The 23950-nt window shown below is 65.0% G+C and carries 21 protein-coding genes; 14 read left to right on the top strand and 7 right to left on the bottom strand.

What is annotated here, in order from left to right:
- The first annotated feature begins 27 nt into the window (after positions 1 to 27).
- From OE747_RS07560 to OE747_RS07585, 6 genes are all read left to right on the top strand, one after another.
- On the top strand, positions 28 to 1218 hold the full coding sequence (locus tag OE747_RS07560) for a toxic anion resistance protein (RefSeq protein WP_263827994.1): 1191 nt from the start codon (positions 28 to 30) through the stop codon (positions 1216 to 1218).
- Positions 1219 to 1291: 73 nt separating this feature from the next.
- Complete coding sequence (locus OE747_RS07565) at positions 1292 to 2179, top strand: DUF2927 domain-containing protein (RefSeq protein WP_263828251.1); 888 nt, start codon at positions 1292 to 1294, stop codon at positions 2177 to 2179.
- Positions 2180 to 2208: 29 nt separating this feature from the next.
- Positions 2209 to 3327 carry an SPFH domain-containing protein gene (locus OE747_RS07570; RefSeq protein ID WP_263827995.1) on the top strand — a complete coding sequence of 373 codons (1119 nt, stop codon included), beginning with the start codon at positions 2209 to 2211 and terminating at the stop codon, positions 3325 to 3327.
- 68 nt (positions 3328 to 3395) lie between these two features.
- Entirely contained in the window at positions 3396 to 3884 is a 489-nt protein-coding gene (locus tag OE747_RS07575; protein WP_263827996.1) for a cytochrome b, read from the top strand.
- A gap of 3 nt (positions 3885 to 3887) precedes the next feature.
- A complete protein-coding gene (locus tag OE747_RS07580) occupies positions 3888 to 5015 on the top strand; it encodes a TFIIB-type zinc finger domain-containing protein (RefSeq protein WP_263827997.1) in 1128 nt (375 codons plus the stop codon).
- A 67-nt stretch (positions 5016 to 5082) separates the two neighbouring features.
- The gene (locus tag OE747_RS07585) at positions 5083 to 5238 is read left to right on the top strand and encodes a hypothetical protein (protein ID WP_263388375.1); all 156 of its coding nucleotides are present in this window, start codon (positions 5083 to 5085) and stop codon (positions 5236 to 5238) included.
- Positions 5239 to 5346: 108 nt separating this feature from the next.
- On the opposite strand, the gene OE747_RS07590 is transcribed toward OE747_RS07585, so the two are convergent.
- Complete coding sequence (locus OE747_RS07590) at positions 5347 to 6252, bottom strand: LysR family transcriptional regulator (RefSeq protein WP_263827998.1); 906 nt, start codon at positions 6250 to 6252, stop codon at positions 5347 to 5349.
- 106 nt (positions 6253 to 6358) lie between these two features.
- Between OE747_RS07590 and metF the strand changes: the two genes are divergently transcribed.
- Together metF and OE747_RS07600 are read left to right on the top strand one after the other, a co-directional pair.
- Positions 6359 to 7225: a methylenetetrahydrofolate reductase [NAD(P)H] gene (gene metF, locus OE747_RS07595; protein WP_263827999.1), complete on the top strand. Its 867-nt coding sequence runs from the start codon at positions 6359 to 6361 to the stop codon at positions 7223 to 7225.
- Between the two features lie 59 nt (positions 7226 to 7284).
- Positions 7285 to 7770: a PaaI family thioesterase gene (locus tag OE747_RS07600; protein ID WP_263828000.1), complete on the top strand. Its 486-nt coding sequence runs from the start codon at positions 7285 to 7287 to the stop codon at positions 7768 to 7770.
- 193 nt (positions 7771 to 7963) lie between these two features.
- On the opposite strand, the gene OE747_RS07605 is transcribed toward OE747_RS07600, so the two are convergent.
- Positions 7964 to 9064, bottom strand: coding sequence for a DUF2235 domain-containing protein (locus tag OE747_RS07605; protein ID WP_404818301.1), 1101 nt, complete (start codon positions 9062 to 9064; stop codon positions 7964 to 7966).
- Positions 9039 to 11330: a xanthine dehydrogenase family protein molybdopterin-binding subunit gene (locus OE747_RS07610; RefSeq protein WP_263828001.1), complete on the bottom strand. Its 2292-nt coding sequence runs from the start codon at positions 11328 to 11330 to the stop codon at positions 9039 to 9041. Before OE747_RS07610 ends, OE747_RS07605 begins: the two co-directional genes overlap by 26 nt.
- Before the next feature lie 160 nt (positions 11331 to 11490).
- Between OE747_RS07610 and OE747_RS07615 the strand changes: the two genes are divergently transcribed.
- Positions 11491 to 12219, top strand: coding sequence for a dienelactone hydrolase family protein (locus tag OE747_RS07615; protein WP_263828002.1), 729 nt, complete (start codon positions 11491 to 11493; stop codon positions 12217 to 12219).
- On the opposite strand, the gene OE747_RS07620 is transcribed toward OE747_RS07615, so the two are convergent.
- The gene (locus tag OE747_RS07620) at positions 12192 to 13103 is read right to left on the bottom strand and encodes a LysR substrate-binding domain-containing protein (RefSeq protein ID WP_263828003.1); all 912 of its coding nucleotides are present in this window, start codon (positions 13101 to 13103) and stop codon (positions 12192 to 12194) included. The genes OE747_RS07615 and OE747_RS07620 overlap by 28 nt on opposite strands.
- A 104-nt stretch (positions 13104 to 13207) precedes the next feature.
- Here OE747_RS07620 and OE747_RS07625 point away from each other — a divergent pair, with 104 nt between their 5' ends.
- The 3 genes from OE747_RS07625 (at position 13208) to OE747_RS07635 (ending at position 19202) form a co-directional block, all read left to right on the top strand.
- A complete protein-coding gene (locus tag OE747_RS07625) occupies positions 13208 to 14095 on the top strand; it encodes a phytanoyl-CoA dioxygenase family protein (RefSeq protein WP_263828004.1) in 888 nt (295 codons plus the stop codon).
- A 358-nt stretch (positions 14096 to 14453) separates the two neighbouring features.
- Positions 14454 to 17621, top strand: a complete 3168-nt coding sequence (locus OE747_RS07630; RefSeq protein ID WP_263828253.1) for a valine--tRNA ligase — start codon at positions 14454 to 14456, stop codon at positions 17619 to 17621.
- 183 nt (positions 17622 to 17804) lie between these two features.
- Complete coding sequence (locus OE747_RS07635) at positions 17805 to 19202, top strand: alpha/beta fold hydrolase (protein ID WP_263828005.1); 1398 nt, start codon at positions 17805 to 17807, stop codon at positions 19200 to 19202.
- A gap of 171 nt (positions 19203 to 19373) precedes the next feature.
- Here OE747_RS07635 and OE747_RS07640 read toward each other — a convergent pair whose 3' ends face one another.
- Together OE747_RS07640 and OE747_RS07645 are read right to left on the bottom strand one after the other, a co-directional pair.
- On the bottom strand, positions 19374 to 20156 hold the full coding sequence (locus OE747_RS07640; RefSeq protein ID WP_263828006.1) for a crotonase/enoyl-CoA hydratase family protein: 783 nt from the start codon (positions 20154 to 20156) through the stop codon (positions 19374 to 19376).
- A 73-nt stretch (positions 20157 to 20229) separates the two neighbouring features.
- A complete protein-coding gene (locus OE747_RS07645; RefSeq protein ID WP_263828007.1) occupies positions 20230 to 21300 on the bottom strand; it encodes an SMP-30/gluconolactonase/LRE family protein in 1071 nt (356 codons plus the stop codon).
- A gap of 92 nt (positions 21301 to 21392) precedes the next feature.
- Here OE747_RS07645 and OE747_RS07650 point away from each other — a divergent pair, with 92 nt between their 5' ends.
- Entirely contained in the window at positions 21393 to 22499 is a 1107-nt protein-coding gene (locus tag OE747_RS07650) for a pyridoxal phosphate-dependent aminotransferase (RefSeq protein ID WP_263828008.1), read from the top strand.
- A 50-nt stretch (positions 22500 to 22549) separates the two neighbouring features.
- On the top strand, positions 22550 to 22729 hold the full coding sequence (locus tag OE747_RS07655) for a hypothetical protein (RefSeq protein WP_263828009.1): 180 nt from the start codon (positions 22550 to 22552) through the stop codon (positions 22727 to 22729).
- Position 22730: 1 nt separating this feature from the next.
- On the opposite strand, the gene OE747_RS07660 is transcribed toward OE747_RS07655, so the two are convergent.
- The gene (locus OE747_RS07660; RefSeq protein ID WP_263828010.1) at positions 22731 to 23936 is read right to left on the bottom strand and encodes a pyridoxal-phosphate-dependent aminotransferase family protein; all 1206 of its coding nucleotides are present in this window, start codon (positions 23934 to 23936) and stop codon (positions 22731 to 22733) included.
- Positions 23937 to 23950: the final 14 nt, after the last annotated feature.

Consider the following 23950-nt stretch of genomic DNA (forward strand, 5'->3'; position numbering starts at 1 on the left):
CGGCCCCGAACCCAAAGGAACCCACCGATGTCCGACAGCATCCAGAAGAAAGCCGCCGAAGCCGTCAGCCTGGTCGAGGAAGTCACCGCCGTCACCCTGCCCGAACCCACCACCGAGATCGTGCCCCTGGCCGAGGCCGACGCGCCCGTCGGCGCCGAGATCCGCAAGCGGATGGGCGAGATCGACATGGGCGACACCAATTCCATCGTCCGCTTCGGCTCGGGCGCGCAGGCCGAATTGCAGGAGATCAGCCAGGCCATGCTGGCCGATGTCCGCAACAAGGACGTGGGCCCCGCTGGCGACAGCCTGCGCAACATCGTCACCACCATTCGCGGTTTTTCCGTCAGCGAACTGGACGTGCGCCGCGAACGCAGCTGGTGGGAAAAACTGATCGGCCGCGCCGCCCCCTTTGCCAAGTTCACTGCCCGCTATGAAGAGGTGCAGGGCCAGATCGACAAGATCACCGACAACCTCTTGCGGCACGAACACACACTGTTGAAGGATATCAAGTCGCTCGACCTGCTCTATGAAAAGACGCTGCGCTTCTACGACGAGCTGGCACTTTACATCGCGGCGGGCGAGGAAAAGCTGGACGAGCTGGACAACCACGACATCCCCGAACGGGCCGCCGCCGTCGACGCCGCGCCCGAAGGCGAACAGGTGATGAAGGCGCAGGAACTGCGCGACCTGCGCGCCGCCCGCGACGATCTGGAACGCCGGGTGCATGACCTGAAACTGACCCGCCAGGTGACGATGCAGTCGCTGCCCTCGATCCGGCTGGTGCAGGAAAACGACAAGTCGCTGGTGACCAAGATCAACTCGACCCTGGTCAACACCGTGCCGCTCTGGGAAACCCAGCTGGCGCAGGCCGTCACCATCCAGCGCAGCGCCGAGGCCGCCGCCGCGGTGCGCGACGCCAACGACCTGACCAACGAGCTGCTGACCGCCAATGCCGCCAACCTGCGCGAAAGCAACAAGCTGATCCGCAAGGAGATGGAGCGCGGCGTGTTCGACATCGAAGCCGTGAAAAAGGCCAATGCCGACCTGATCGGCACCATTCAGGAAAGCCTTCAAATCGCCGACGAAGGCAAAGCCAAGCGCGCCGCCGCCGAGGAAGAGCTCAAGAAGATGGAGGCCGAATTGCGCGACACGCTGGCCGCCGCCCGCGCCCGTGCCGATGGCACCGGCGACACTGCTGGCACCGCCGTGCCGGGCTGATCCCTTGCTGCACTTCCTTCCGATACGCAGATTGGTCGTGCTGCTGGCGCTTGGGGCGCTGGCGGCGTGCGACATGCCGCCGCGCACCTCGCCTGTGCCACCGGCGCGGCCGGCCGGGCTGGCCCCCGTCGGGTCCGAGGTCGTACCCGCCTCGGCCGCCAGCCAGGATCTCGCGCGTTACTACAGCGCGGTGCAGAACGACCTGCTCACGCGCGGGCTCCTGCGCACCGATGGCGGCGGCCCCGACACGCCCTATGACGCCGAGGATCTGGAGCGGAATTTCGTCGACATCGCGTTTTTCAACGAATATTCCGGCAATGCCCCGGTGCCCACCGGCGGCCGTTCCAGCGGAAGGCTCAGCCGTTGGACCGCGCCGGTGCGCATCGGTGTCGAATTCGGGCCAACCGTGCCACTCGACCGCCGCGACAAAGACCGCGCCAATATCCAGTCCTACGCCGCACGGCTGGGCCGCCTGACCGGCCACCCGGTCTCGACCGCCGAGCGCAACGCCAATTTCCACGTCTTTGTCGCCGGGCTGGATGACGGGCCCTTTGTGCAGGACCGGCTGCGCCGCCTGGTGCCGGGCATCAGCGAGCAGCAGCTTGACCTCTTCGTCAACTTGCCGCGCGATTTCTACTGTTTCGTCTTTGCCGCCACCTCCGCCGACGCGCCCTATACCTATATGCGCGCCGTGGCGCTGATCCGGGCCGAACATCCCGATCTGGTGCGGCTCAGCTGCGTTCATGAGGAAATCGCCCAAGGGTTGGGCCTGTCCAACGACAGCCCCGCCGCGCGGCCCTCGATCTTCAACGACGACGACGAATTCGCCCTGCTCACCAGCCAGGACGAGATACTGCTTGCCATGCTCTATGACAAACGGCTCAGTCAGGGCATGAGCGCCGAGGAAGCCCGCCCGTTGATCCGCATCATCGCGCGGGAAAAGATGGGCTTGTCGCTGTGACGTCAGCGTAAGGAAAAGGACCAAGACACATGGGTATTTTCGATTTTCTGTCCGGCCAATTCATCGACGTCATCCACTGGACCGATGACACCCGCGACACGATGGTCTGGCGGTTCGAGCGCGAGGGTCACGAGATCAAGTACGGGGCAAAGCTGACGGTACGCGAGGGGCAGGCGGCGGTCTTCGTCCACGAGGGCCAGATCGCGGACGTGTTCACCCCCGGTCTCTACATGCTCGAGACCAACAACATGCCGATCATGACGACCTTGCAGCACTGGGACCACGGCTTCAGATCGCCGTTCAAGTCCGAGATCTATTTCGTCAACACCACCCGGTTCAACGACCTCAAATGGGGCACCAAGAACCCGATCATGCTGCGCGACCCGGAATTCGGGCCGACCCGCATCCGCGCCTTTGGCACCTATTCCATCCGGGTCACCGATCCGGCGCGGTTCATGACCGAAATCGTCGGCACCGACGGCGAATTCACCATGGACGAGATCAGCTTTCAGATCCGCAACATAATCGTGCAGGAGTTTTCCCGCGTGATCGCCGGGTCCGGCATCCCGGTGCTGGACATGGCCGCCAACACCCAGGACCTGGGCAAGCTCATCGCGGCGCAAGTGTCCAAGCCGCTGGCCGATTACGGGCTGGAAATGCCCGAATTCTATATCGAGAACATCAGCCTGCCGCCTGCGGTCGAGGCGGCGCTGGACAAACGTACCTCGATGGGTCTGGCGGGCGATCTGGGCAAGTTCACCCAGTATTCGGCGGCCGAGGCGATGACCGCCGCTGCCGCCAACCCCGCCGGCGGCGGCATGGCCGCCGGTCTGGGTGCCGGGATGGGCATGGCGATGGCCCAGCAGATGGCGCAACCCGGCCCCTGGGGCGCCGCCCCCGCCGCCGCCGCTCCGGCGGCCCCGCCGCCGCCGCCCGTCGAACATGTCTGGCATATCGCGGTCGACGGGCAGACCTCTGGCCCCTTCTCCAAGGCCAAGATGGGCCGCATGGCTACCGAGGGGACCCTGACCCGCGACACCTATGTCTGGACCGCCGGGCAGGACGGCTGGAAACGGGCCGAGGACGTGCGCGAACTGGCGCAGCTCTTCACCATCTTGCCGCCGCCCCCACCGCCCCCCGGCATCTGAACCGCGCCGACGGAAACAGGGACCAGCGTCGTTTAAGCCAGGCATAGCTTGTCCAAGGAGCCTCCGACATGTCGCCTCGCGCAGCCTATTCCCGCCTCCAGATTGCCTTGCATTGGCTCATCGCGATCCTGATCGCTGCCGCATGGCTCACGCATGAGAACATGGGCCGGGCGCTGAAGACCCGGATTGAGACCGGTGCCACCGGGTTCGAGGGCAACACGCCGCATGTCTGGCTGGGCATCGCGGTCTTTGTCCTCGTGCTGATCCGCATCGTGGTGCGCCGCGTGCAGGGCGCCCCCGGCCCGCTGCCCGGCGCAACCCCGCTGATGGAGCAGGCCGCCCTCTGGGGCCACCGGCTGCTCTATCTGCTGATGGTGCTCACCCCCGCCCTGGGCGCGGTGGCCTGGAACGCCCATTCCGAAACCGTGGGCGAGTTGCACGAGACGGTGGGCGGCGCGCTGATGCTGGTGGCGCTGGCACATGCGCTGGTTGCGATCTGGCACCAATATGTCAAAAAGGATGGCAGTTTGACCCGGATCACCCGACCACAAGGCTGAGGCATGACCGATACCCCCCCGCCCCCGCCCGGTGCCGCCCCGGCCCCGGTGCAGGAGCACCGCTTTCCCTGCGCCCAATGCGGCGCCGACTACCGGTTCAACCCGGGCGCGGGCACGCTGGTCTGCGACCATTGCGGCCATACCGAACCGATGCGCGCCGACCCGTGGAAGGGTGCCAACCTGCGTGAGCTGGATTTCGACGCCGCCATGGCCCAGACCCTGCCCGAGGCCGAGATCGAGGAGACCCGCGTCCTCTCCTGCCCCAACTGCGCAGCCCAAGTGGAATTCGACCCCGACACCCACGCCGCCGAATGCCCGTTCTGCGCCACCCCGGTGGTGACCGACACCGGCATTCACCGACATATCAAGCCCCGCGGCGTGTTGCCCTTCTCGCTGGATGAACGCAGCGCCCACAAGGCCATGACCGACTGGCTGGGTCGGCTCTGGTTCGCGCCGAACGGGTTGAAGGAATACGCCCGCAAGGGGCGCCGGATGCAGGGCATCTATGTGCCCTACTGGACCTTCGACGCCGATACCAAATCCAGCTATCGGGGCGAGCGCGGCACCGTCTACTACGAGACCCGCACCGTGGTGCGCGACGGCAAGACCGTGACCGAACAGGTGCCAAAGATCCGCTGGTCGCCGAAATCGGGCCACGTTGCCCGGTTCTTCGACGATGTGCTGGTGCTCGCCTCGCGCTCGCTGCCGAAATCGCACACCGACGCGCTGGAACCCTGGGACCTGGCCGCGCTCGAACCCTACCGGCCCGAATATCTGGCCGGGTTCCGGGCCGAAGGTTATACCGTCGAGCTGGCCGAGGCGCATGGAGAGGCGCGCGCGCATATGGCCCGCGTCATCGAACGCGACGTGCGCTTCGACATCGGCGGCGACCAGCAGCGCATCCATGCCATCGACACCACGGTGTCGGACGTGACCTTCAAGCATATCCTGCTGCCCGTCTGGCTCGCTGCCTATAAATACCGCGGCACCACCTACCGCTTTGTGGTCAACGGCCGCACCGGCCGGGTGCAGGGCGAACGCCCCTGGTCCGCGATCAAGATCACCATCGCCGTGGTGCTCGGGCTGCTGGTCGCCGCCGGTATCGGCTACCTGGCTGCAACCAACCAGTAGTTGAAACCGCGCGCAGGACGCCTAGCTGTTCCTCATGCGATATCCCGCGCGATCAAAGGACTCCGCCATGCGCCGCCTTGCCCGCTGCACCGCCACCCTCCTCGCCCTGACCCTGCTGGCCGGCTGCCTGCCCACTGGCGACGGTATTCCCGCCGGGGCCTCGCCCGACCGCTATGAACGCGCCAAGGCCAACCGAGACAGCTACATGTACCAGGGCATCTGACCCTGCTTCTTTCTGGTCGAAAATACCTCCGGGGGAGTCGCGCAAGGCGCGACGGGGGCAGCGCCACCTCGGCCCCTCCGGCAGGGGCGCCACCGGGTTCACCCCGCCCTACTGGCTTTGCAGCTTGCGCGCCTCGGTCCGGGCCAATCCCACCAGCTCCCGTACAAACGGTTTCTCCAGATCCTCGCGGCGCACCGCCGCGTAAAGCCGCCGGGTGATCCCCGTCTCGGTCAAGGGCCGCGTCACATAATCGGAACTGTACTTCACCTCGCGCACCACCCAATCGGGCAGCACCGAGACCCCCCGGTTCGACGCCACCAACAGCAGAATCACCGCCGTCAGCTCGGCCTGGCGCACCTGCGCCGGTTCCACCTTGGCCGGGATCAGCAACTGGCTGAACACATCCAGCCGCGACCGTTCCACCGGATAGGTGATCAAGGTCTCGCCCCGGAAATCCTCGGCCTCGATCCACGGTTTCTCGGCCAATGGATGGGTCGAGGCGGCGACAAACACCGCGTTGTAATCGAAGAGTTCCACGAACTCGACGCCGGGTATCTCCTCGGGATCCGAGGAGACCACCAGATCGACCTCTTCCTTTTGCAGCGCGGGCAGCGCATCAAACGCCAGACCGGGCCGGATATCCACATCCACATCCGGCCAGCTCTTGCGAAACGCCTCCAGCACCGGGAACAGCCATTCGAAACAGGCGTGACATTCGATGGCGATATGCATCCGCCCCGACCGCCCGTCGCGCAAGGACGAGAACTCGGCCTGCATCGCCTCCACCTGCGGCAGGATCTGCTCGGCCAGCCTGAGCAGCCGCATCCCCGCCGCCGACAGTTTCATCGGCTTCGACCGCCGCACGAACAACTCCACCCCCGCCTGATCCTCCAACCCCTTGATCTGATGGCTCAGCGCCGACTGGGTGATGTTCAGCTGATCGGCGGCGCGGGCCAGCCCGCCACATTCATGGATCGCCTTTATGGTCCGCAAATGCCGGAATTCGATATGCATCCTACAGTTTCGCTCATGTTGTTCTTGAGTATTATGAAGTTGTCTCACAATGCTGCGGGTGCGACAAGAGGCGAAACATCGCCCCTTGCGCAGGATGACCGCCCAAATGACCGCCCCCCAGATCTCCTTCGAATTCTTCCCGCCGAAAAACCTCGAAGCCTCGTTCCGGCTCTGGGATACGGTGCAGGTGCTGGCGCCGCTGGCCCCCCGTTTCGTCTCGGTGACCTATGGCGCCGGCGGCACCACCCGCGAGCTGACCCGCGACGCGGTTGCCACGCTGCACAAATCCTCGGGCCTCAACGTGGCCGCGCACCTGACCTGCGTGCAGGCCAGCCGCGAGGAAACCCTGGCCATTGCCGACAGTTTTGCCCAGGCCGGTGTCACTGACATCGTCGCCCTGCGTGGCGACCCGCCCCAGGGCGCAGGCCGCTTTACGCCGCATCCCGGCGGTTTTGCCAATTCGGTGGAGTTGATCCAGGCCCTGGCCGAAACCGGCAAATTCGCCATCAGGGTCGGCGCCTACCCGGACATCCACCCCGAAGCCGCCAGCGCCCAGGCCGACATTGACTGGTTGAAGGCCAAATTGGACGCAGGGGCGGATGAGGCGCTGACCCAGTTCTTCTTCGAGGCGGAAACCTTCTTCCGCTTCCGCGACGCCTGCGCCAAGGCCGGCATCGACAAGCAGATCACGCCCGGCATCCTGCCGATCGAGAACTGGAAAGGCGCGCGCAACTTCGCCCGCCGCTGCGGTACCCATATCCCGGCCTGGGTCGAGGACGCCTTTGACAAGGCCACCCGCGACGGGCGCGAGGATCTGCTGGCCACCGCCATCTGCACCGAGCTCTGCTCCGAGCTGATCGAGGGCGGCGTCGACAAGCTGCATTTCTACACGCTGAACCGCCCCGAACTGACCCGCGATGTCTGCCACGCCCTTGGCGTCACGCCCAAGGTGGCGCTCCAGAACGTCGCGTAACGGTTGAGCATCCCGCAGCCCCTGCTAGCGTTCCTCCGACCTGACCCGGAGGAACGCACATGACTTTCGCCAAAGGCCCCGAAGAGCTGCTGGGACCGGCCGACATGGCCAATATCTCCGGGCTCGACTTCATGCAGGGCATCCTCGACGGCCGCCTGCCCGCCCCGCCCATCGCGCGCACCATGGGCTATCACCTGCACGCGGTCGCCGAAGGCCGCGTCACCTTTCGCGGCACGCCGACCTTCGCTGTCTGCAACCCGCTCGGCGCCGTGCATGGCGGCTGGTACGGCACCCTTCTCGACAGCGCCATGGCCTGCGCGGTACAGACGATGGTGCCCCAGGGCGCGGCCTATACGACGCTGGAATACAAGATCAACATCATCCGCTCGATCCCGACCGGAACCGAGGTGGATTGCGTAGGCATCGCCGACCATGTCGGCCGCTCCACCGGGGTCGCCCATGGCGAAATCAGGGGTGTCGAAGACGGCCGCCTCTATGCCACCGGCTCCACCACCTGCATCGTGCTCAACATCCCGCGCGGCTAGGCCCCCCCGGGAGTATTTCAGATCAGAAAGAAGCAGCACGCGTTCGGGCTTCTTTCTGGTGAAAAATACTCCCGCCGGAGGCGCCCGCCCTCGCCACCGGAAAAACGGCAACCGAAAAGCCGTCCACCCGCCACACGCGCCCGCCCGAGGCGACGGAACGGCGCCGAGACATCGTGTTGCGCCGCAAGGCGCGCTATCTGGAAACAGCCCGTCCCAGCCGAAAATCGCGCGTCGGCATATCCAACGCGGGCAGCCCCCCGGGCTGCGTATCTGCGCTCACGCTCTCATGCAGGCGCTCGCTGCGGTCGCGGCCGACGCGGCGGGCCGAGCGGAACAGGAATATCTTGCCCCAGCCGCGCCAGGTCCCCACCGAAGGCGCATCCACACTGGTGGGAAACCGCATGCGCCAGTCCTGTGGCAAAGGCAACTGATGGCGCTCCGAGCGCTCCAGCATCCAGACCAGCGACAGGTTCGACAGCGGTCGTGCCGCCTCGAACCCGCCCAGCTGCCCGCCAACGTCACCGTGGCAGCCGGGAAACCAGACCTGTTCCACATGGCCGTCATAACCGGGGTCATACTCCCACAGGATCGGCTCGAACACCTGTCGGGTCTCGTGCAGCGCCAGTGCCTGGTACCCGTGCCGGATACTGCGGCCCAGCCGATGGCTGTGGAACGCATGCCGCTCCTCGGTCAGCCGCCACAACAGCGGCAGCCGCAAGCCCAGCGCCTTGACCGTGTCCCAGACCCCCACCATCTCGATCGGCAGCTCCGAATGGCAGTAGAGCCGCCGGAAATCCGCCGCATGACCGCCGTTCGGGTTGCATTCGTAATGGCGGTAAGCCTGCCGGATATTGCGCTCGGTCGCATGTTCCGCCCGCAGCAGCCCGACGAGGTCGATCACACCGGCCAGGCTCCGCACCGCGAATGCGCCGCGTGAATAGCCGAACAGGAACACCCGGTCACCGGGCCGGTAGCGCGAGGCGAGATAGCCATAGGCGCGCCGGATCTGCCGGTTCAGCCCGCGTCCGACCATCACGTCGGTCGTGGTCTTCCAGCTGGTCCACTGCACCCCCGCCTCGTAATAGACCGAGGCGCGCGGCCCCATCTCGCAGATCAGCCGGAACAGGCGCCCGGCATGGGTCTCATTCCCCGGCTCCAGCGTCGACATGGTGCCGTCCAGGATAATGACATGGGTCTGCGGCCCCCGTTCAAGGGTCTCGCCCGAGTGCTCGGTGCTGAGCGGTCGGCCCAGCCAGCCAAGCAGACGTCTATTCAGCCATGACAGGTTCAGCATTCAGCAGTTCCCACACTCTGAGGGGCGTAAAGGGCATGTCCGCCTGCCGCACCCCCCGGTCCCAAAGCGCGTCCTGCACCGCGTTGGCGATCGCGGCCAGCGACCCCACGGTGCCCGCCTCGCCGCAGCCCTTCATCCCCATCGGGTTGGCTGTCGACGGCACCGGCACCGAGGCAAATCCAATCATGGGAACGTCCGCCGCGCGCGGCAAGGCATAGTCCATGAACGTTGCCGTGAGCAGCTGCCCCTCATCGTCATGCACCACATGCTCCATCAGCGCCTGGCCCAACCCCTGCGCCACCCCGCCATGCACCTGCCCCTCGGCCAGCAAGGGGTTGATAAGGTTTCCGAAATCGTCCCACACCTGATACCGATCCAGATGTGCAGCGCCGGTTTCCGGGTCGATCACGATTTCGGCAACATGAGCACCGTTGGGATAAGAGCGCGCGGGCAGCGTGGCGCGCGCCTCATGGGTCAAGAGCTCGGCACGTCCGTCCGCCCGGGCCATCTCGGCGGCCTCCAGCAGGGTCGGCGTCAGGTTCGACCCCGGCGCGCGAAAGGTCTCGTTATCGAATGTCACGTCGCTCTCCTCGACCCCCATCTTGCCCGCCAGATAGGGCATGAATGCGGCGACCATACGGTCAACCGTGGCCAGTGTCGCATGGGTCTGCACCGTGACCGAACGCGACCCGCCAGTGCCGCCACCCTGCGCGATCCGGTCGCTGTCGCCCTGCACGACCCGGATCCGTTCCACCGGAATGCCGGTCTGGTCCGAGAGGAACTGGGCATAGACCGTCTCATGCCCCTGTCCGTTCGATTGCGTGCCCACCAGCAGGTCCACGGTGCCATCCTCGTTGAACACGACTCGGGCCCCTTCCGAAGGATCGCCCAGAATACTTTCGATATAGTAACACAGGCCCTGCCCCCGCAGCAGGCCCCGCGCCGCATCCGCCGCCCGCCGCGCCGCGAACCCGGCGGTACCCGTCTCGGCCAGCGTCAGCAGCCGGTCGAACGCACCCACGTCATAGGTCTCGCCCGTGGGCGTCTTGTAGGGAAACGCCTCGGGCCGGATGAAATTGCGCCGCCTCAACTCGGCACCCGACACACCCAGCTCTCGTGCCGCCCGGTCCATCGCGCGCTCCAGCACGTAAATCGCCTCGGGCCGACCCGCGCCGCGATAGGCGTCGACCTGGGTCGTGTTGGTGTAATAGCCCTCGACCTGCAACCAGACCGAGGGGATATCATAGACCCCGGTCAGCACGCGGGAAAACAGCTGCGTCTGGATCGCCTGCCCGAAATGGCTGTTATAGGCGCCCAGATTGCAGCGGGTCCGCACCCGGTAGGCGGTGATCTTCAGATCGGCGTCAAAGGCCAGCTCCGCCACCGAACTCAGGTCGCGGCCATGATTGTCGGTCAGCATCGCCTCGGTCCGTTCCGACATCCAGCGCACCGGGCGGCCCAGCACCCGTGCCGCATGCGCGACCGAGAAATACTCGGGGTAGGGAAACGCCTTCATGCCAAAGCCGCCGCCCACATCCGGCGTGGTCACCCGCAGATCCTCGGGCGCCATTCCCAGCTTCTCCGAAAGCTGCGCCTTCAGCCCCCATACCCCCTGCCCGCCATAGGAAAAATGCAGCCGCCCCTCGACCATCTCGGCAAAGCAGCCACGCGGCTCCATCGAATTGGCGATGATCCGGTTGTCATCGACGCGCAGCGACACCACCTGCGCCGCCGCGGCAAAGGCGGCCTCGGTCGCCGCCTCGTCGCCCATCCCCCAGTCAAAGGCGCGGTTTTCGGGCGCCTCGGGGTGCAGCACCGGCCCGCCCGGACCAACATCGGTCTTGACCGCCAGGTCGCGGATATCCATGCCCATCATCTCGATCGCGTCGCGCGCCTGATCCGCGGTCTCGGCGATCACCGCCACCACCGGCTCGCCTACAAATCGCACCCGGTCGCGCGCCAGCATCGGACGCTCGGGCGACGCTCCCTTGCTGCCATCGCGGTTGGGCATCGCGGCCCCAGTCATGCCCACAGTGATCCCGGCGGCCTCCAGATCGGCCAGCGTCAGCACCAGATGCACGCCCGGCGCCGTGCGCGCCGCATCGATATCCAGATCCAGGATCTCACCATGCGCCACGGGCGAGCGAAAGAACATCGCCACTAGCGCTCCACCCGGCGCGAAATCCTCCATGTAACGGCCCTGTCCGGTCAGGAACCGACTGTCCTCGACCCGGGTCACGGGTTGGCTTTTTCCGAACTTTTCCATGGGTCTCTCCTGCGCGGGGGCTTGCGTTCCGACACTAGCCCCGCCCGGGCCATTGTCCAGTGACCGCCGGTCATTTCCCGGCTTTCCGGGAATCGCCTGTCAACACTGTGTTGCGGGTGTTGATCGTGGAAAAATGCGCCCAATTCGAGTATAAGCCTGCATGACCAGCTGGGAACCCGATGCATGTTTCGATTTCACCGCCGCCCTCGACGGCGGGCAGGAGGTGACGCACCCGGTTCACGTCAAGGGCAGCGGCCCCGCGATCCTGATCCTGCAAGAGCTGCCCGGCATCGGCCCCGAAACGCTCGATCTGGCAGACCGGCTGGTGCGCGCGGGCTTTACCGTCTACCTACCGCATCTCTTCGGCACCTTTGGCAAGATCACCATGGCCCGCAACATAGCGCGCCTGTTCTGCGTCCGGCGCGAGTTCAACATCTTCCTCAAAGGGCGGCAAAGCCCGGTCGCCAGCTGGATGCGGGCGCTGGCCCGCCATATCCGCGACCGGCAGGGGGGGCCGGGCATCGGCGTGATCGGCATGTGCCTGACCGGCAGTTTCGCCCTGACACTCATGGCCGATGACGCGGTGCTGGGCGGGGTTGCCAGCCAGCCCGCGCTGCCGCTGCTGGGCGGCGGTGCCCTGCATATGAGCGAAGCGGACATTGCCGAGACCAGCGCAGGCATGGCTGCCAAGGGTCCGGGCCTGGCGCTGCGCTATCGCGGCGACCGGATGTCGCCCGCCCGCCTGATGCGCCGGATGGAGGAGGTGTTCGGCGACGGGCTGGACACGGTCGAATATCCCGGCAACCGGCATTCTCTGCTGACGCTGCATTTCCACGAACCGGCCTATAAACGGGTCGAGGCCTATTTCCGCACCCGGCTGGGCGCCTGATCCGGCGCCACCCCAAGGTGAGCCAGCAGCCAGGAGCGGAAGAGGCGCGCGGGCTTGCGCAACCGCGCGCGATCCTCACAGACCAGATGATAGCGCTCCAGCCCCGCCGTCTCGACCCCGGGCAAGCAGCGCACCAGCCCATGCCGCGCCATCAGCGTATCGCTGGCAGGCGCCCGCGCCAGCGCCAGCCCGACCCCTTCGGCCGCCAGCGCCGCCGCCATCACCGTGTTGTCGACAAACAGAAACTGCCCCGCCGCCGGTGACAGGCGCAGCGCCTCGAAGAGCCGCAACCAGCCCGCCCGATGGGCCGACACATCGATCAACCGATGCCGCAACAGGTCCTCCGGGCGGGTGATCCCAGCCGCCAGATCGGGATGCGCCACGGGATACAGCCGCTCGCCCATCAGATCGTCCGCCTGCCCGCCAAACAGTGCCGGATTGCCGAACACGATCTGCATATCCGCCACCGAACCCTGAAAATCGGCCACGTCATTGCCGGTGCTCAAGCGCAGATCGACACCGGGATATGCCGCCATGAACCCGCCCAGCGCCGGAGCCAGAACGCCCTGGGCAAACAGCAGGATCGAGCGGACATATACGATCTGCTCACCGCCGCCGCCGAACAGGCCAGCCGTTGTGGTCTCGAGCATCAAGAGCGACTGCTGCACACCGGGCAGATAGGCCCGCCCCCTCTCGGTCAGCACCACCGAATGCGCACGCCGTTCGAACAGCGCCACGCCCAGATGCCCCTCCAATGCCTTGATCTGCTGGCTGACCGCCGCCGCCGACATGTTGAGCTGCGCCCCCGCTCGGGCAAAGCTCTGCGTCCGCGCCGCCGCCTCGAAGACACGCAACCAGTTGAGCGAGGGGATCCGCGATACCATGACCACAAGGCTAAGCTGAACTTACCCTGACCGGCAAGACTTACCGTTCTGAACCGCGCCGCACCACCGCTACCCTGCCGGAAACGCGACCAAAGGAAACCCCGATGCCCAGCCCCATTCCCACCACGAACGGCCAACTCTCTGCCGAGCAGACCGCGCAATACTGGCAGAACGGCTTCCTGCACCCGTTGCAGGTGATGCGCCAGGATGAGGCCGCCGCCCTGCGCGCCGAGCTGGAACAGATCGAGCGCGACTGGCTTGCCGCCGACCTGCCGCTGCCGCTCAATATGTACAAGCGCGTCAACGCCCATGTGGTGATGCCGCTTGCCGCCCGCATCGCCCGCGACCCGCGCATCCTCGACCTGGTCCAGGGCGTGCTTGGCCCCGACCTCCTGGTCTGGTCGGCCGAATTCTTCATCAAGGAACCCCGCACCACCCATGTGGTCGGCATGCACCAGGACCTGACCTATTGGGGCATGGGCGAAACCCCCGACCAGGTGACCGCCTGGCTGGCGCTGTCGCCCGCGACGGTGGAAAGCGGCTGCATGGATTTCGTGGCGGGCAGCCACAGGAACCCGATCCTGCCCCATACCGACACCTATTCCGAAAACAACCTCCTGTCGCGCGGGCAGGAGATCGCCGTCGACGTGGCCGAGACCGACAAGACCCATATCGAGCTCGCGCCGGGCCAGATGTCGCTGCACCACGGGCTGACCATCCATGGCTCCGGCCCCAACCGCTCGGACGACCGCCGCATCGGCATGGCGATCCGCTATCTCAACCCCAATGCGCGCCAGTTGGTGGCCGAGCGCGACTATGCCATGCCCGCGCGCGGCACGGACAGTTCGGGCAATTTCATCGCTGTCGACGCGCCCGCACGCCTCTTCGCCCCCGAGGCGCTGGCGCTCTACGAGCGCATCCGCGCCGACCAGGCCAAGGCCCTTGCCCAGGGCGCCAGCAGCGCGGTGCCGCTGTATCAGACAGCCGGATAGACCCCCGGCGGTGCGCCCAGAGCCACGGGTGCGCCGTTTCAGTATTTATGACCAGAAATAAGCAGCAAACGAAGCGCCCCGATCCGGCGGCCGTCCGTCCGCAAGGGGATAATCCTGCCGTGGGACAGGGGCGGCTTCTTCCTGGTGCGGTCATCGGCTCTCCAGCCTGTACCGCATCCCCAGCCTGCGGCGATTCTGGTTAACAAAGACTTGCCGCTTCTTTCTGGTCAAAAATACTCATTTCCGCCCCCTCCACCCGCGATCCGGCCCGAAGCAACAAGAAAACATGGCCAGCCGCCTTTTCCTTCGCCTCGCCTTTGGGTAATTGATCCCTCGATTGACCGAAGGGATCCCCATGATGGCGATGGAAAAGACATTCGACGCGGCCGAGGCCGAGGCCCGCATCACCAAGGCCTGGGAAGAGGCCGGCGCCTTCAAGGCGGGCGCCAACCGCTCGCGCGACGAAAGCTTTACCATCATGATCCCGCCGCCCAACGTCACCGGCGCGCTGCATGTGGGTCATGCCTTCAACAACACGCTTCAGGACATCCTGACCCGCTGGCACCGGATGCGCGGCTTCGACACGCTCTGGCAGCCGGGCCAGGACCACGCGGGCATCGCCACCCAGATGCAGGTGGAAAAGATGCTGGCCGCGACGGGGCAGCCCTCGCGCCGCGAACTGGGGCGCGAGAAGTTCCTGGAAAAGGTTTGGGAATGGAAGGGCCAGTACGGCGGCACCATTGTCGATCAACTCAAACGCCTCGGCGCCTCCTGCGACTGGTCGCGCAATGCCTTCACCATGGCGGGCGCCGCTGGCGACCCGCGCACCGGCCATGAAAATTCGCCGAATTTTCATGATGCGGTGATCAAGGTCTTTGTCGACATGTACAACAAGGGCCTGATCTATCGCGGCAAGCGGCTGGTCAACTGGGACCCGCATTTCGAGACCGCGATCTCGGACCTCGAGGTCGAGAATATCGAGGTCGCGGGCCATATGTGGCACTTCAAATACCCGCTCGCGGACGGCGCCACCTATACATATGTCGAGAAGGACGAAGACGGCAACATCGTGCTTGAGGAAGAGCGCGACTTTATCTCCATTGCCACCACCCGGCCCGAGACCATGCTGGGCGATGGCGCCGTGGCCGTGCATCCTTCGGACGAACGCTATGCGCCCATCGTGGGCAAGCTTTGCGAAATCCCGGTGGGACCCAAGGAGCACCGCCGCCAGATCCCGATCATCATCGATGAGTACCCGGACAAGAATTTCGGCTCGGGCGCGGTCAAGATCACCGGCGCGCATGATTTCAACGACTATCAGGTGGCCAAGCGCGGCGGCATCCCGCTCTACCGCCTGATGGATACGCGCGGCCAGATGCGCGCCGACGGCGCGCCCTATGCCGAAGAGGCGGGCAAGGCGCAGGACTATGCGCGCGGGCGAGCGTTCACCGAGAACGAGATCGACGTGATCAACCTTGTCCCCGACCACCTGCGCGGGCTCGACCGGTTCGAGGCGCGGGCGAAAGTGGTCGAAGAGATCACCAGCGAGGGTCTCGCCGTGATGACCGTGGCATCGGACCCGCGCCTGGGCACCGCCGCGCTGAAACCCGGCGCCGAGGGGGCAGATGCCATCGTGCCGCTGGTCGAGGCGAAGCCCATCATGCAGCCCTTTGGCGACCGCTCCAAGGTGGTGATCGAGCCGATGCTGACCGACCAGTGGTTCGTCGACGCCGAAAAGGTCGTGGGCCCGGCGCTGGACGCGGTGCGCGACGGCACGGTCAAGATCATCCCCGAGTCGGGCGAGAAGACCTATTACCACTGGCTGGAAAACATCGAACCCTGGTGCATCTCGCGCCAGCTGTGGTGGGGGCACCAGATTCCGGTTTGGTATGGATTCGACCTGTCGACCAACGGCTTTTCCGACGATGAGAACGACGGAGCGCTCGACCTTGTCGAGATGGGCCGCCTGCTGTCGGAACAGAAACTGCTGCTCGGAGACGAACATCATTTCTGCGCGCCGGATTTCGAGGCGGTCATCCGGCAGGTGGCCGATGCCGAGGCGCCGCTGCCCACGCCGCTAAACCATGCCCGCGTGATCGAGGTCGAAGACCGTTCCGCTGCCGTGCACGCGCTGGCGGCTGGCCTGGCCGAATACGAGATATCGCAGGACCCGACCAAACTTGTCTACCCGGTCTGGCGCGACCCCGACGTGCTCGACACCTGGTTCTCCTCCGGCCTCTGGCCCATCGGCACGCTGGGCTGGCCCGAGGATACCGACGAGATGCGCCGGTACTTTCCGACCTCGGTCCTGATCACCGGCTTCGACATCCTGTTCTTCTGGGTCGCCCGGATGATGATGATGCAGCTTGCGGTCGTGAACGAGGTGCCGTTCCACACCGTCTACCTGCACCAGCTCGTCCGCGACGAGAAGGGCAAGAAGATGTCCAAGACCACCGGCAACGTCATCGACCCGCTGGAGATCGTCGACGAATTCGGCGCCGACGCGCTGCGGTTCACCAACGCGTCGATGGCGGCGATTGGTGGTGTGCTGAAACTGTCGAAAGAGCGGATCACCGGCTATCGCAACTTCACCACCAAGCTGTGGAACGCGGTCCGCTTTGCCGAGATGAACGGCGTCTATGACGGTACAAAACGGTCAATCACCCGCCTGGAAGACGTACAAAACGGTCAATTCGCGGTGAACCGCTGGATCATCGGCGAAACCGCCCGCGTGCGCGAAGAGGTGGACGCGGCGCTCGACAGCTACCGCTTCAACGACGCCGCAAACGCCTTGTACGCCTTTGTCTGGGGCAAGGTCTGCGACTGGTATGTGGAGCTTTCAAAGCCGCTCTTGCAAGGCGACGACACCGCCGCGCAAGAGGAAACCCGCGCCACCATGGCCTGGGTGATGGACCAGTGCATGATCATGCTGCACCCGATCATGCCCTTCATCACCGAAGAGCTTTGGGGGCTGACCGCCGAACGGGCAAAGATGCTGGTGCATGCCGATTGGCCCACCTACAAGGCCGCCGATCTGGTTGATCCGGACGCGGATCGCGAGGTGAACTGGGTGATCTCGGTGATCGAGAACACCCGCTCGGCCCGCGCCCAGATGCGCGTGCCCGCTGGCCTCTATGTGCCTATGATCGTTACAGAAATCGACGATCACGGACAGGCCGCCTGGGACCGGAACGAGGCACTGATCAAGCGTCTGGCGCGGATCGACAGCCTGACCAAAGCGGATGTCATGCCCAAGGGCTGCATCTCGATCGCGGCCCCCGGCGCGGCCTTTGGCCTGCCGCTTGCCGAGATCATCGACATCAGCGCCGAGAAAGACCGGCTGGAAAAGGCCAAGGCCAAGCTCGCCAAGGAGTTGGGCGGGTTGCGCGGACGTCTGAACAATCCCAAGTTCGTGGAGTCCGCGCCAGACGAAGTGGTTGAAGAGACCCGCGAAAACCTCGCCGCCCGCGAAGAGGAAGAAGCCCGGATCGACGAGGCGTTGGCCCGTTTGGCAGAACTCGGCTAACCCCTTCACTTCGCTGAAAATACTCAAAAAACCACCCCCTTCGGTATCGCATCCGATGGGGGTGGTCCCTGACGCAATCGAAAGCTGACCCGCCGCGCCTTTCGCAAATAACAGCGCGCAATGTCACCGTTTCCATGTATCATCGCAGGGACGGGTGAAGGGGCTGCAACGGGGGACCCGGTCATGGAACGCCGGCTTTGCGCCATTTTGGCCGCCGACATGGCAGGCTACTCGCGCCTGATGGAGCGCAACGAAACCGACGTTCTGGCGCGCCAGAAACTCCATAGGCGCGAGTTGATCGACCCCGCCATCGCGCAGGCGGGTGGCCAGATCGTCAAGACGACCGGCGACGGCATGCTGACGCGGTTCGACACGGCGCAGGCCGCCGTTCGCTGTGCGTTGGAAATTCAGGAAGCCATGCAACAGCGCGAGGCCGACACCCCGCACAAGGAGCGCATCCAGTACCGTATCGGCATCAACATCGGCGATATCCTCTTGGAAGACGGGGATATTTTCGGCGATGGAGTGAATGTCGCGGCGCGGCTGGAAGCGATTTCGGAACCTGGCGGGATCTGTATCTCGGACATCGTACACCAGATTGCGCAGGATCGGGTAGCGGAGCCTTTCACCGATCTGGGCCTGCAAAAGGTCAAGAACATCACCCGCCCGATCCGGGTCTGGCAATGGGTACCTGACAGCAGCCGGGACAACAGCCCCGATACCGCCCGTTCACAAGCCCAGCATGTATCGTTCTGCATTGCTGGGGATGGCACCCAACTGGCTTGGGCGCGCGTCGGCAAAGGGCCGAGCGTCTTGAAGGCACCGAACTGGCTCAACCATCTCGACTATGAATGGCGCAGCCCGGTCTGGGGTCCGTTCCTGGAGCAGATGTCGCAAAGATGCGACCTTGTCCGCTTCGACCAACGCGGCAACGGGCTTTCCGATCGGGACCCGGTCGAGATTTCCGACGACGCGATGATCTCGGACATCGGCAGCATCGTCGAGGCGGCCGGCCTGAACCGGTTCGTGCTCTTTGGTATCTCGCAGGGTTGCGCATTCTCTGTACGTTATGCCGCTGAAAATCCAGGAAAGGTTTCTGGCCTTGTGCTGGTCGCTGGCTATCTCCGGGGCGCACTCATGCGCAATTCGCCCGAACAATCGGCCCTGTCCGAGGCGACCAATGTGCTGATCCGCGAGGGTTGGGGGTCGCCCAACCCTGCTTACCGGCACCTCTTTACCGAAAGCATGATGCCGGATTCCACCAAGGCGCAGAAATCGAGCTTTGACGAGTTGCAGCGCGTCTCTTGCGCGCCGGATGTGGCGGCCCGGATCAATACGATGAACGCCTCCGTCGATGTCTCGGCCTATGCGCCACAGGTCAAGGCTCCAACACTGGTGCTGCATTCCGAGGGCGACCGCCGGGTGCCGGTGGCCGAGGGGCGCCGCATGGCGGCAATGATCCCTGGCGCGCGGTTTGTCACCCTGCCCGGCAACAACCATGCACTGATCGACGGATCACCGGCGCTGGACATGTTCCTGTCTGAGTTTTCGGCTTTTCTGGCAGAGATTGTCGAAAATTGAGATCGAAGATTGGCGGATAACCTCGTCTCTTCGCACATGGTGAGACCGAGCCAGCGAATTACAGCTGTTAGAAATGGAAATCACACTGACACGCAGGTCAATTCCTGAAAGGAATTGCCACAAATCCTCGCCGAGGATTTGCCTTCAGACTTTCGCGAAAGTCTGTATCCGCTACTTGAAGACCGGTGCGCGCCCCTGCATCTGGGCGGCGATCACTTCCATCTGGTCCGGCTTGCCGATCAGCTGCGCCTGTTCCTGCGATTCCGCCAGCAGAATATCGGTTCGCTGCTCCGATTCAGCAAGCTCGATCAACCGCTTGGCGGAACGTATCGCCGACGGGCTCTTGCCCGCGATCTCTTGCGCCAGCGCGGTGGCCTCGGCCAGCGGATCCTCGGCAAGTTCGGTCACCAGCCCCCATTCAGCGGCCTTGGCGGCCCCGATGGGCCGCGCGGTATAGGTCAGCAGACGCAGCACATCCGAGCGCACCAGTTGCGGCAACAGAACCATGCCGCCCATATCCGGGATCAGGCCCCATTTCATTTCCAGCACGGACAGTTTCGTATCCGGTGCGGCAATCCGGATATCGGCGCCCAGCGCGATCTGTAACCCACCGCCATAAACCGCCCCATGTAGCGCCGCGATCACCGGTACTGGCACCCTGCGCCAGACCAGCGCCACCTCCTGAAAGTCATTTGCATCGTGATGGCTGCGCGGCATCAGCATCTGGACCGGATCCTTGCCGGCAAAGGCCGCGAAATTCGACACGTCTAGTCCGGCGCAGAAACTCTTGCCCTCGCCCGACAGCACCACCGCCCGCGCGTCCGAGGCCGCAACCTCTTGCCCCGCCGCGATGATCGCCTGAAACATCGCCTGATCCAGCGCATTCATCTTGTCCCCCCGGGTCAGGGTGACAAATGCGATATGGTCCTTGTATTCGACGGATACGCGCGCCATCGGTGCCTCCATTCCTGTTTGGCGCCAGACTGCCCGCTCTTGTGTTCAAGCGCCAGCCCGACGTGGGGGCAGATCAGGGCAGGTCGGCGGCCTTCATGCGCGCAAAACCGGGGCTGTCGAGCGTCATGACGTAGAACCGCTCGCCCACCTGCTTGCCGCCGGTGGTGATGCCCAACCGGCCATCGGGGTCCTGCACCGTACGCAGGATGCGCCCCTGCCCGTCGAACTGGATCAGCATGCCGCGATGGATCGGCGCGGGGCGCACCTTGGGGCCCAGTCGCCAGACCACCTTGCGCAGGAAGGGGTAAGGCATCAGCGCCTCGGCGGGCACGCGGGGGCTGGCAAAGGCCAGCCAATAGGTGCCGTCGCCCTGCGCCTCGAGATTGTCGGGATAGCCGGGCAGGTTGTCGAGGAATACCTCGGTCTGGCCCGCCTTCTCGCCCTTGAGCCACAGCCGGTGCACCCGCGCCCGCCCGGTCTCGTTGATCAGCAGGAAATCCTCTTCCGGCGAAAGGGCGACGCCGTTGGTATAGACAAAGCCGGTGGCGATCTTCTCGACCCTGCCGTCGGGCGTGCGCCGGGCGACATAGCCGGTGTCGGACTGTTCCCAGACGGTCATCACCGAGGTGGGCTTGGTCCCGCCCAGGGTTCGGGGATCGAACCGGTCGGTGGAGTTCGAGAAGTAGATGGTGCCGTCCCGCCCCAGATCCAGCTGGTTGGCATAGATCACCGGGGCGCCGTCGATCTGGTCCACCACGGTCTCGACCTTGCCGGGCGCGTTCCAGCGCAGGATGCCCCGGAAACTGTCGGCGATGTAAAGCGCGCCATCGGGTCCGGCCTTGAGCCCCAGCGGCCGCCCACTCAGCCGGTCGACCAGTTCCGGCACCGCCCCGTCGATGCGATAGAGATTACCCGCCAGCGAGGTCGTGTAGACCGTTCCGTCCGGCATCACCGCGAGATCCTCGGGCCCGATCTCTCCCTCGGGGAGCGGCACGAACTCAGCCTTGTCCAGTACCCGGTTCTCGGCGAAATCACCGGTAAATCCGGGGTTTTCCGGCGGGTGATAGGCCACGGGCGCCACCGGAATGGGCCAGAACAACAGATAGCCAAGGCCAGCGAGCAACAGTATCAGAACGTAACGCATGGGCACCTCTTTGCACTTAGGCGCACCATGCGAGGCGGGACCAGCAAAGGCAAGTCTTGCCCGGCACCGCGGCTTGCGCTTATGTGGCGCGCATGACCGGACCTCGATACACCCCGCTTGCCCAATCGCTGCCCGCCACCGTGCCCTTTGTCGGCCCCGAGACACAGGAGCGCCAGCGCGGCGCACCCTTTGCCGCCCGGCTGGGTGCCAATGAAAGCATCTATGGCCCCTCGCCACGTGCGATTGCAGCAATGCAACAGGCGGCGGCTGAGGTCTGGATGTATGGCGACCCGGAAAACCATGACCTGCGTCAGGCGTTGGCCGCGCATCACGGGGTGCGCCCCGACAACATCATGTTGGGCGAAGGGATCGACGGGCTGTTGGGATATCTCGTTCGCCTGATGGTGGGACCGGGCGATCCGGTCGTCACCTCCGAGGGTGCTTATCCTACCTTCAACTATCACGTCGCGGGCTTTGGCGGTGAACTTCACAAGGTGCCATACGCGGGCGATCACGAGGACCCGAGGGCGCTCTTTGCCAAGGCGGGTGAGGTCGGGGCCAAGCTGGTCTACCTCGCCAACCCGGACAACCCGATGGGCAGCTGGCACAAGGGGGCCGATATCGTCGCCGCGATGCGGGCGCTGCCCGAAGACACGCTCTTGGTGCTGGACGAGGCCTATGTGGAATGCGCCCCCGAAGGCACCGCCGCGCCGGTGGATGCTGACGATCCGCGCCTCGTGCGGATGCGCACCTTCTCCAAAGTGTATGGCATGGCGGGCGCGCGGGTCGGCTATGCCATTGGCGCGCCCGAGCTGATCGCCGCCTTCAACAAGGTGCGCAACCATTTTGGCATGAACCGCGCGGCGCAGGCCGGGGCGCTGGCAGCACTGGCCGATGGCGATTGGCTGGCGCATGTACAGACCGAGATCGCCACCGCCCGTAACCGGATTGCTGGGATCGCACAAGAAAACGGGCTGACACCGCTGCCATCGGCCACCAATTTCGTGGCGATTGACTGCGGTAGTGACGGTGTGTTTGCAAAGGCTGTTCTCGATGCGCTGGTCTCGCTTGGCATTTTTGTACGGATGCCTTTCGCCGCGCCGCAAAACCGCTGCATTCGCGTCAGCTGCGGCCCCGCTGCCGAACTGGATGCCTTTGCCGTCGCCCTGCCCCGCGCGCTGGAGATCGCGCGCGGTTGATCGCCAAGGTTTTACCTGACATTTACGGGAAAGCCCCTAAACTTCGGTGTATGGACGACCATCGCATCGGGCGGGCGCCCGATTACACCAATGCGGCACTGATCATGCTGGGCGTGAACCTGACATGGGTTTTCGTCCTGATCTGGGCCATATGGGGTATGCCCGCGTCGCTCTTGCTGGCCATGGCCCTGAACCACGGCATTACCCGGCTGGCAAAGCGGGTGCGATAGCTCAGGACGCGATCACGCCTGCCGCCGCTTCGAGCGCACCCTTGCCATGGGGCACATTGAGTGCCGTCAACCCCGCCTGGATACTCCCGAGCAATCCCATGACCATCTGGCCGTTCAGGTGACCCATATGGCCAAGGCGGAAGAACTTGTCGCGCGCCGGATCACCGGGCGCGGCCATGCCGAGGCCGATCCCCAGTGTCAGACCAAGGGTCTGCTCGGTCCACTGGCGCAGGGCAGTGCCCTTGCCGCTGTCAAGCCGGAGCGCCGTCACCGCATGGCTGCGGAACGCAGGATCGGCCACGTTCAGAACCAGATCGCCACCCTCGGCCCAGATCTCGCAGGCGGCCCAGATGGCGCGGGCCAGCTTGGCGTGGCGCGCCCAAACATGTTCGATGCCCTCGCCATGGATCAGGTCAAGCGCCGCGCGCAGGCCATAGAGGTGATGCGTGGGCGCGGTGCCCCCGAAATACTGAAAGAACTCATCCGGATTGCCGCGCGGCACCCAGTCCCAATACCAGGACACGCGCGGCATGGTGGCCCGTTTGGCCGCCGCCTTGTCATTGAAGTAGACAAAACCGACGCCGGGCGGCACCATCAGCCCCTTTTGGCAGGCGGTGACCATGACATCGACGCCCCAGGCGTCCATCTCGAACACATCGCAGCCGAAAGAGGCGATGCAATCGGCCATCAACAGCGCCGGGTGCTCCAATTCGTCGAGCAGCTTGCGCAACCCGGGCACATCGTTGCGGATCGAGCTGGATGTATCCACATGCACCGCCAGCACTGCCTTGATCTTGTGCGCAGTATCAGCGCGCAGCGCCTCGGCGATGCGGCCCATGTCCCAAGGGGCGGATTTGCCGAAGTCGATGATCCGGGTCTCTGCCCCGAGTCCTCGCGCCATTTCGGCCCAACCATGCGAGAAGCGGCCTGACGCGGGCACAAGCACCGTTTCTCCTGGGGCGATGGTGTTGGCCAGTGCCGCCTCCCACGCGCCATGGCCGTTGGCGATGTAGATTGCAACATTGTGTTTCGTCCGGGCCATGCTACGCAGGTCGGCCGTCAGCCCGGGCATCATGTCAATCAGCGCACCGGCATAGATGTTGGGCGCGGGTCGGTGCATGGCGCGCAGCACCTCTTCGGGCATTACCGACGGCCCCGGAATCGCCAGATACTCGCGCCCCTGCGCCAGGGAGATATTGCCGGTCATGTCCATGCCTCTTG

The sequence above is a fragment of the Ruegeria aquimaris genome, from assembly GCF_025751555.1.
Classification (GTDB): Bacteria; Pseudomonadota; Alphaproteobacteria; order Rhodobacterales; family Rhodobacteraceae; genus Ruegeria_B; species Ruegeria_B aquimaris.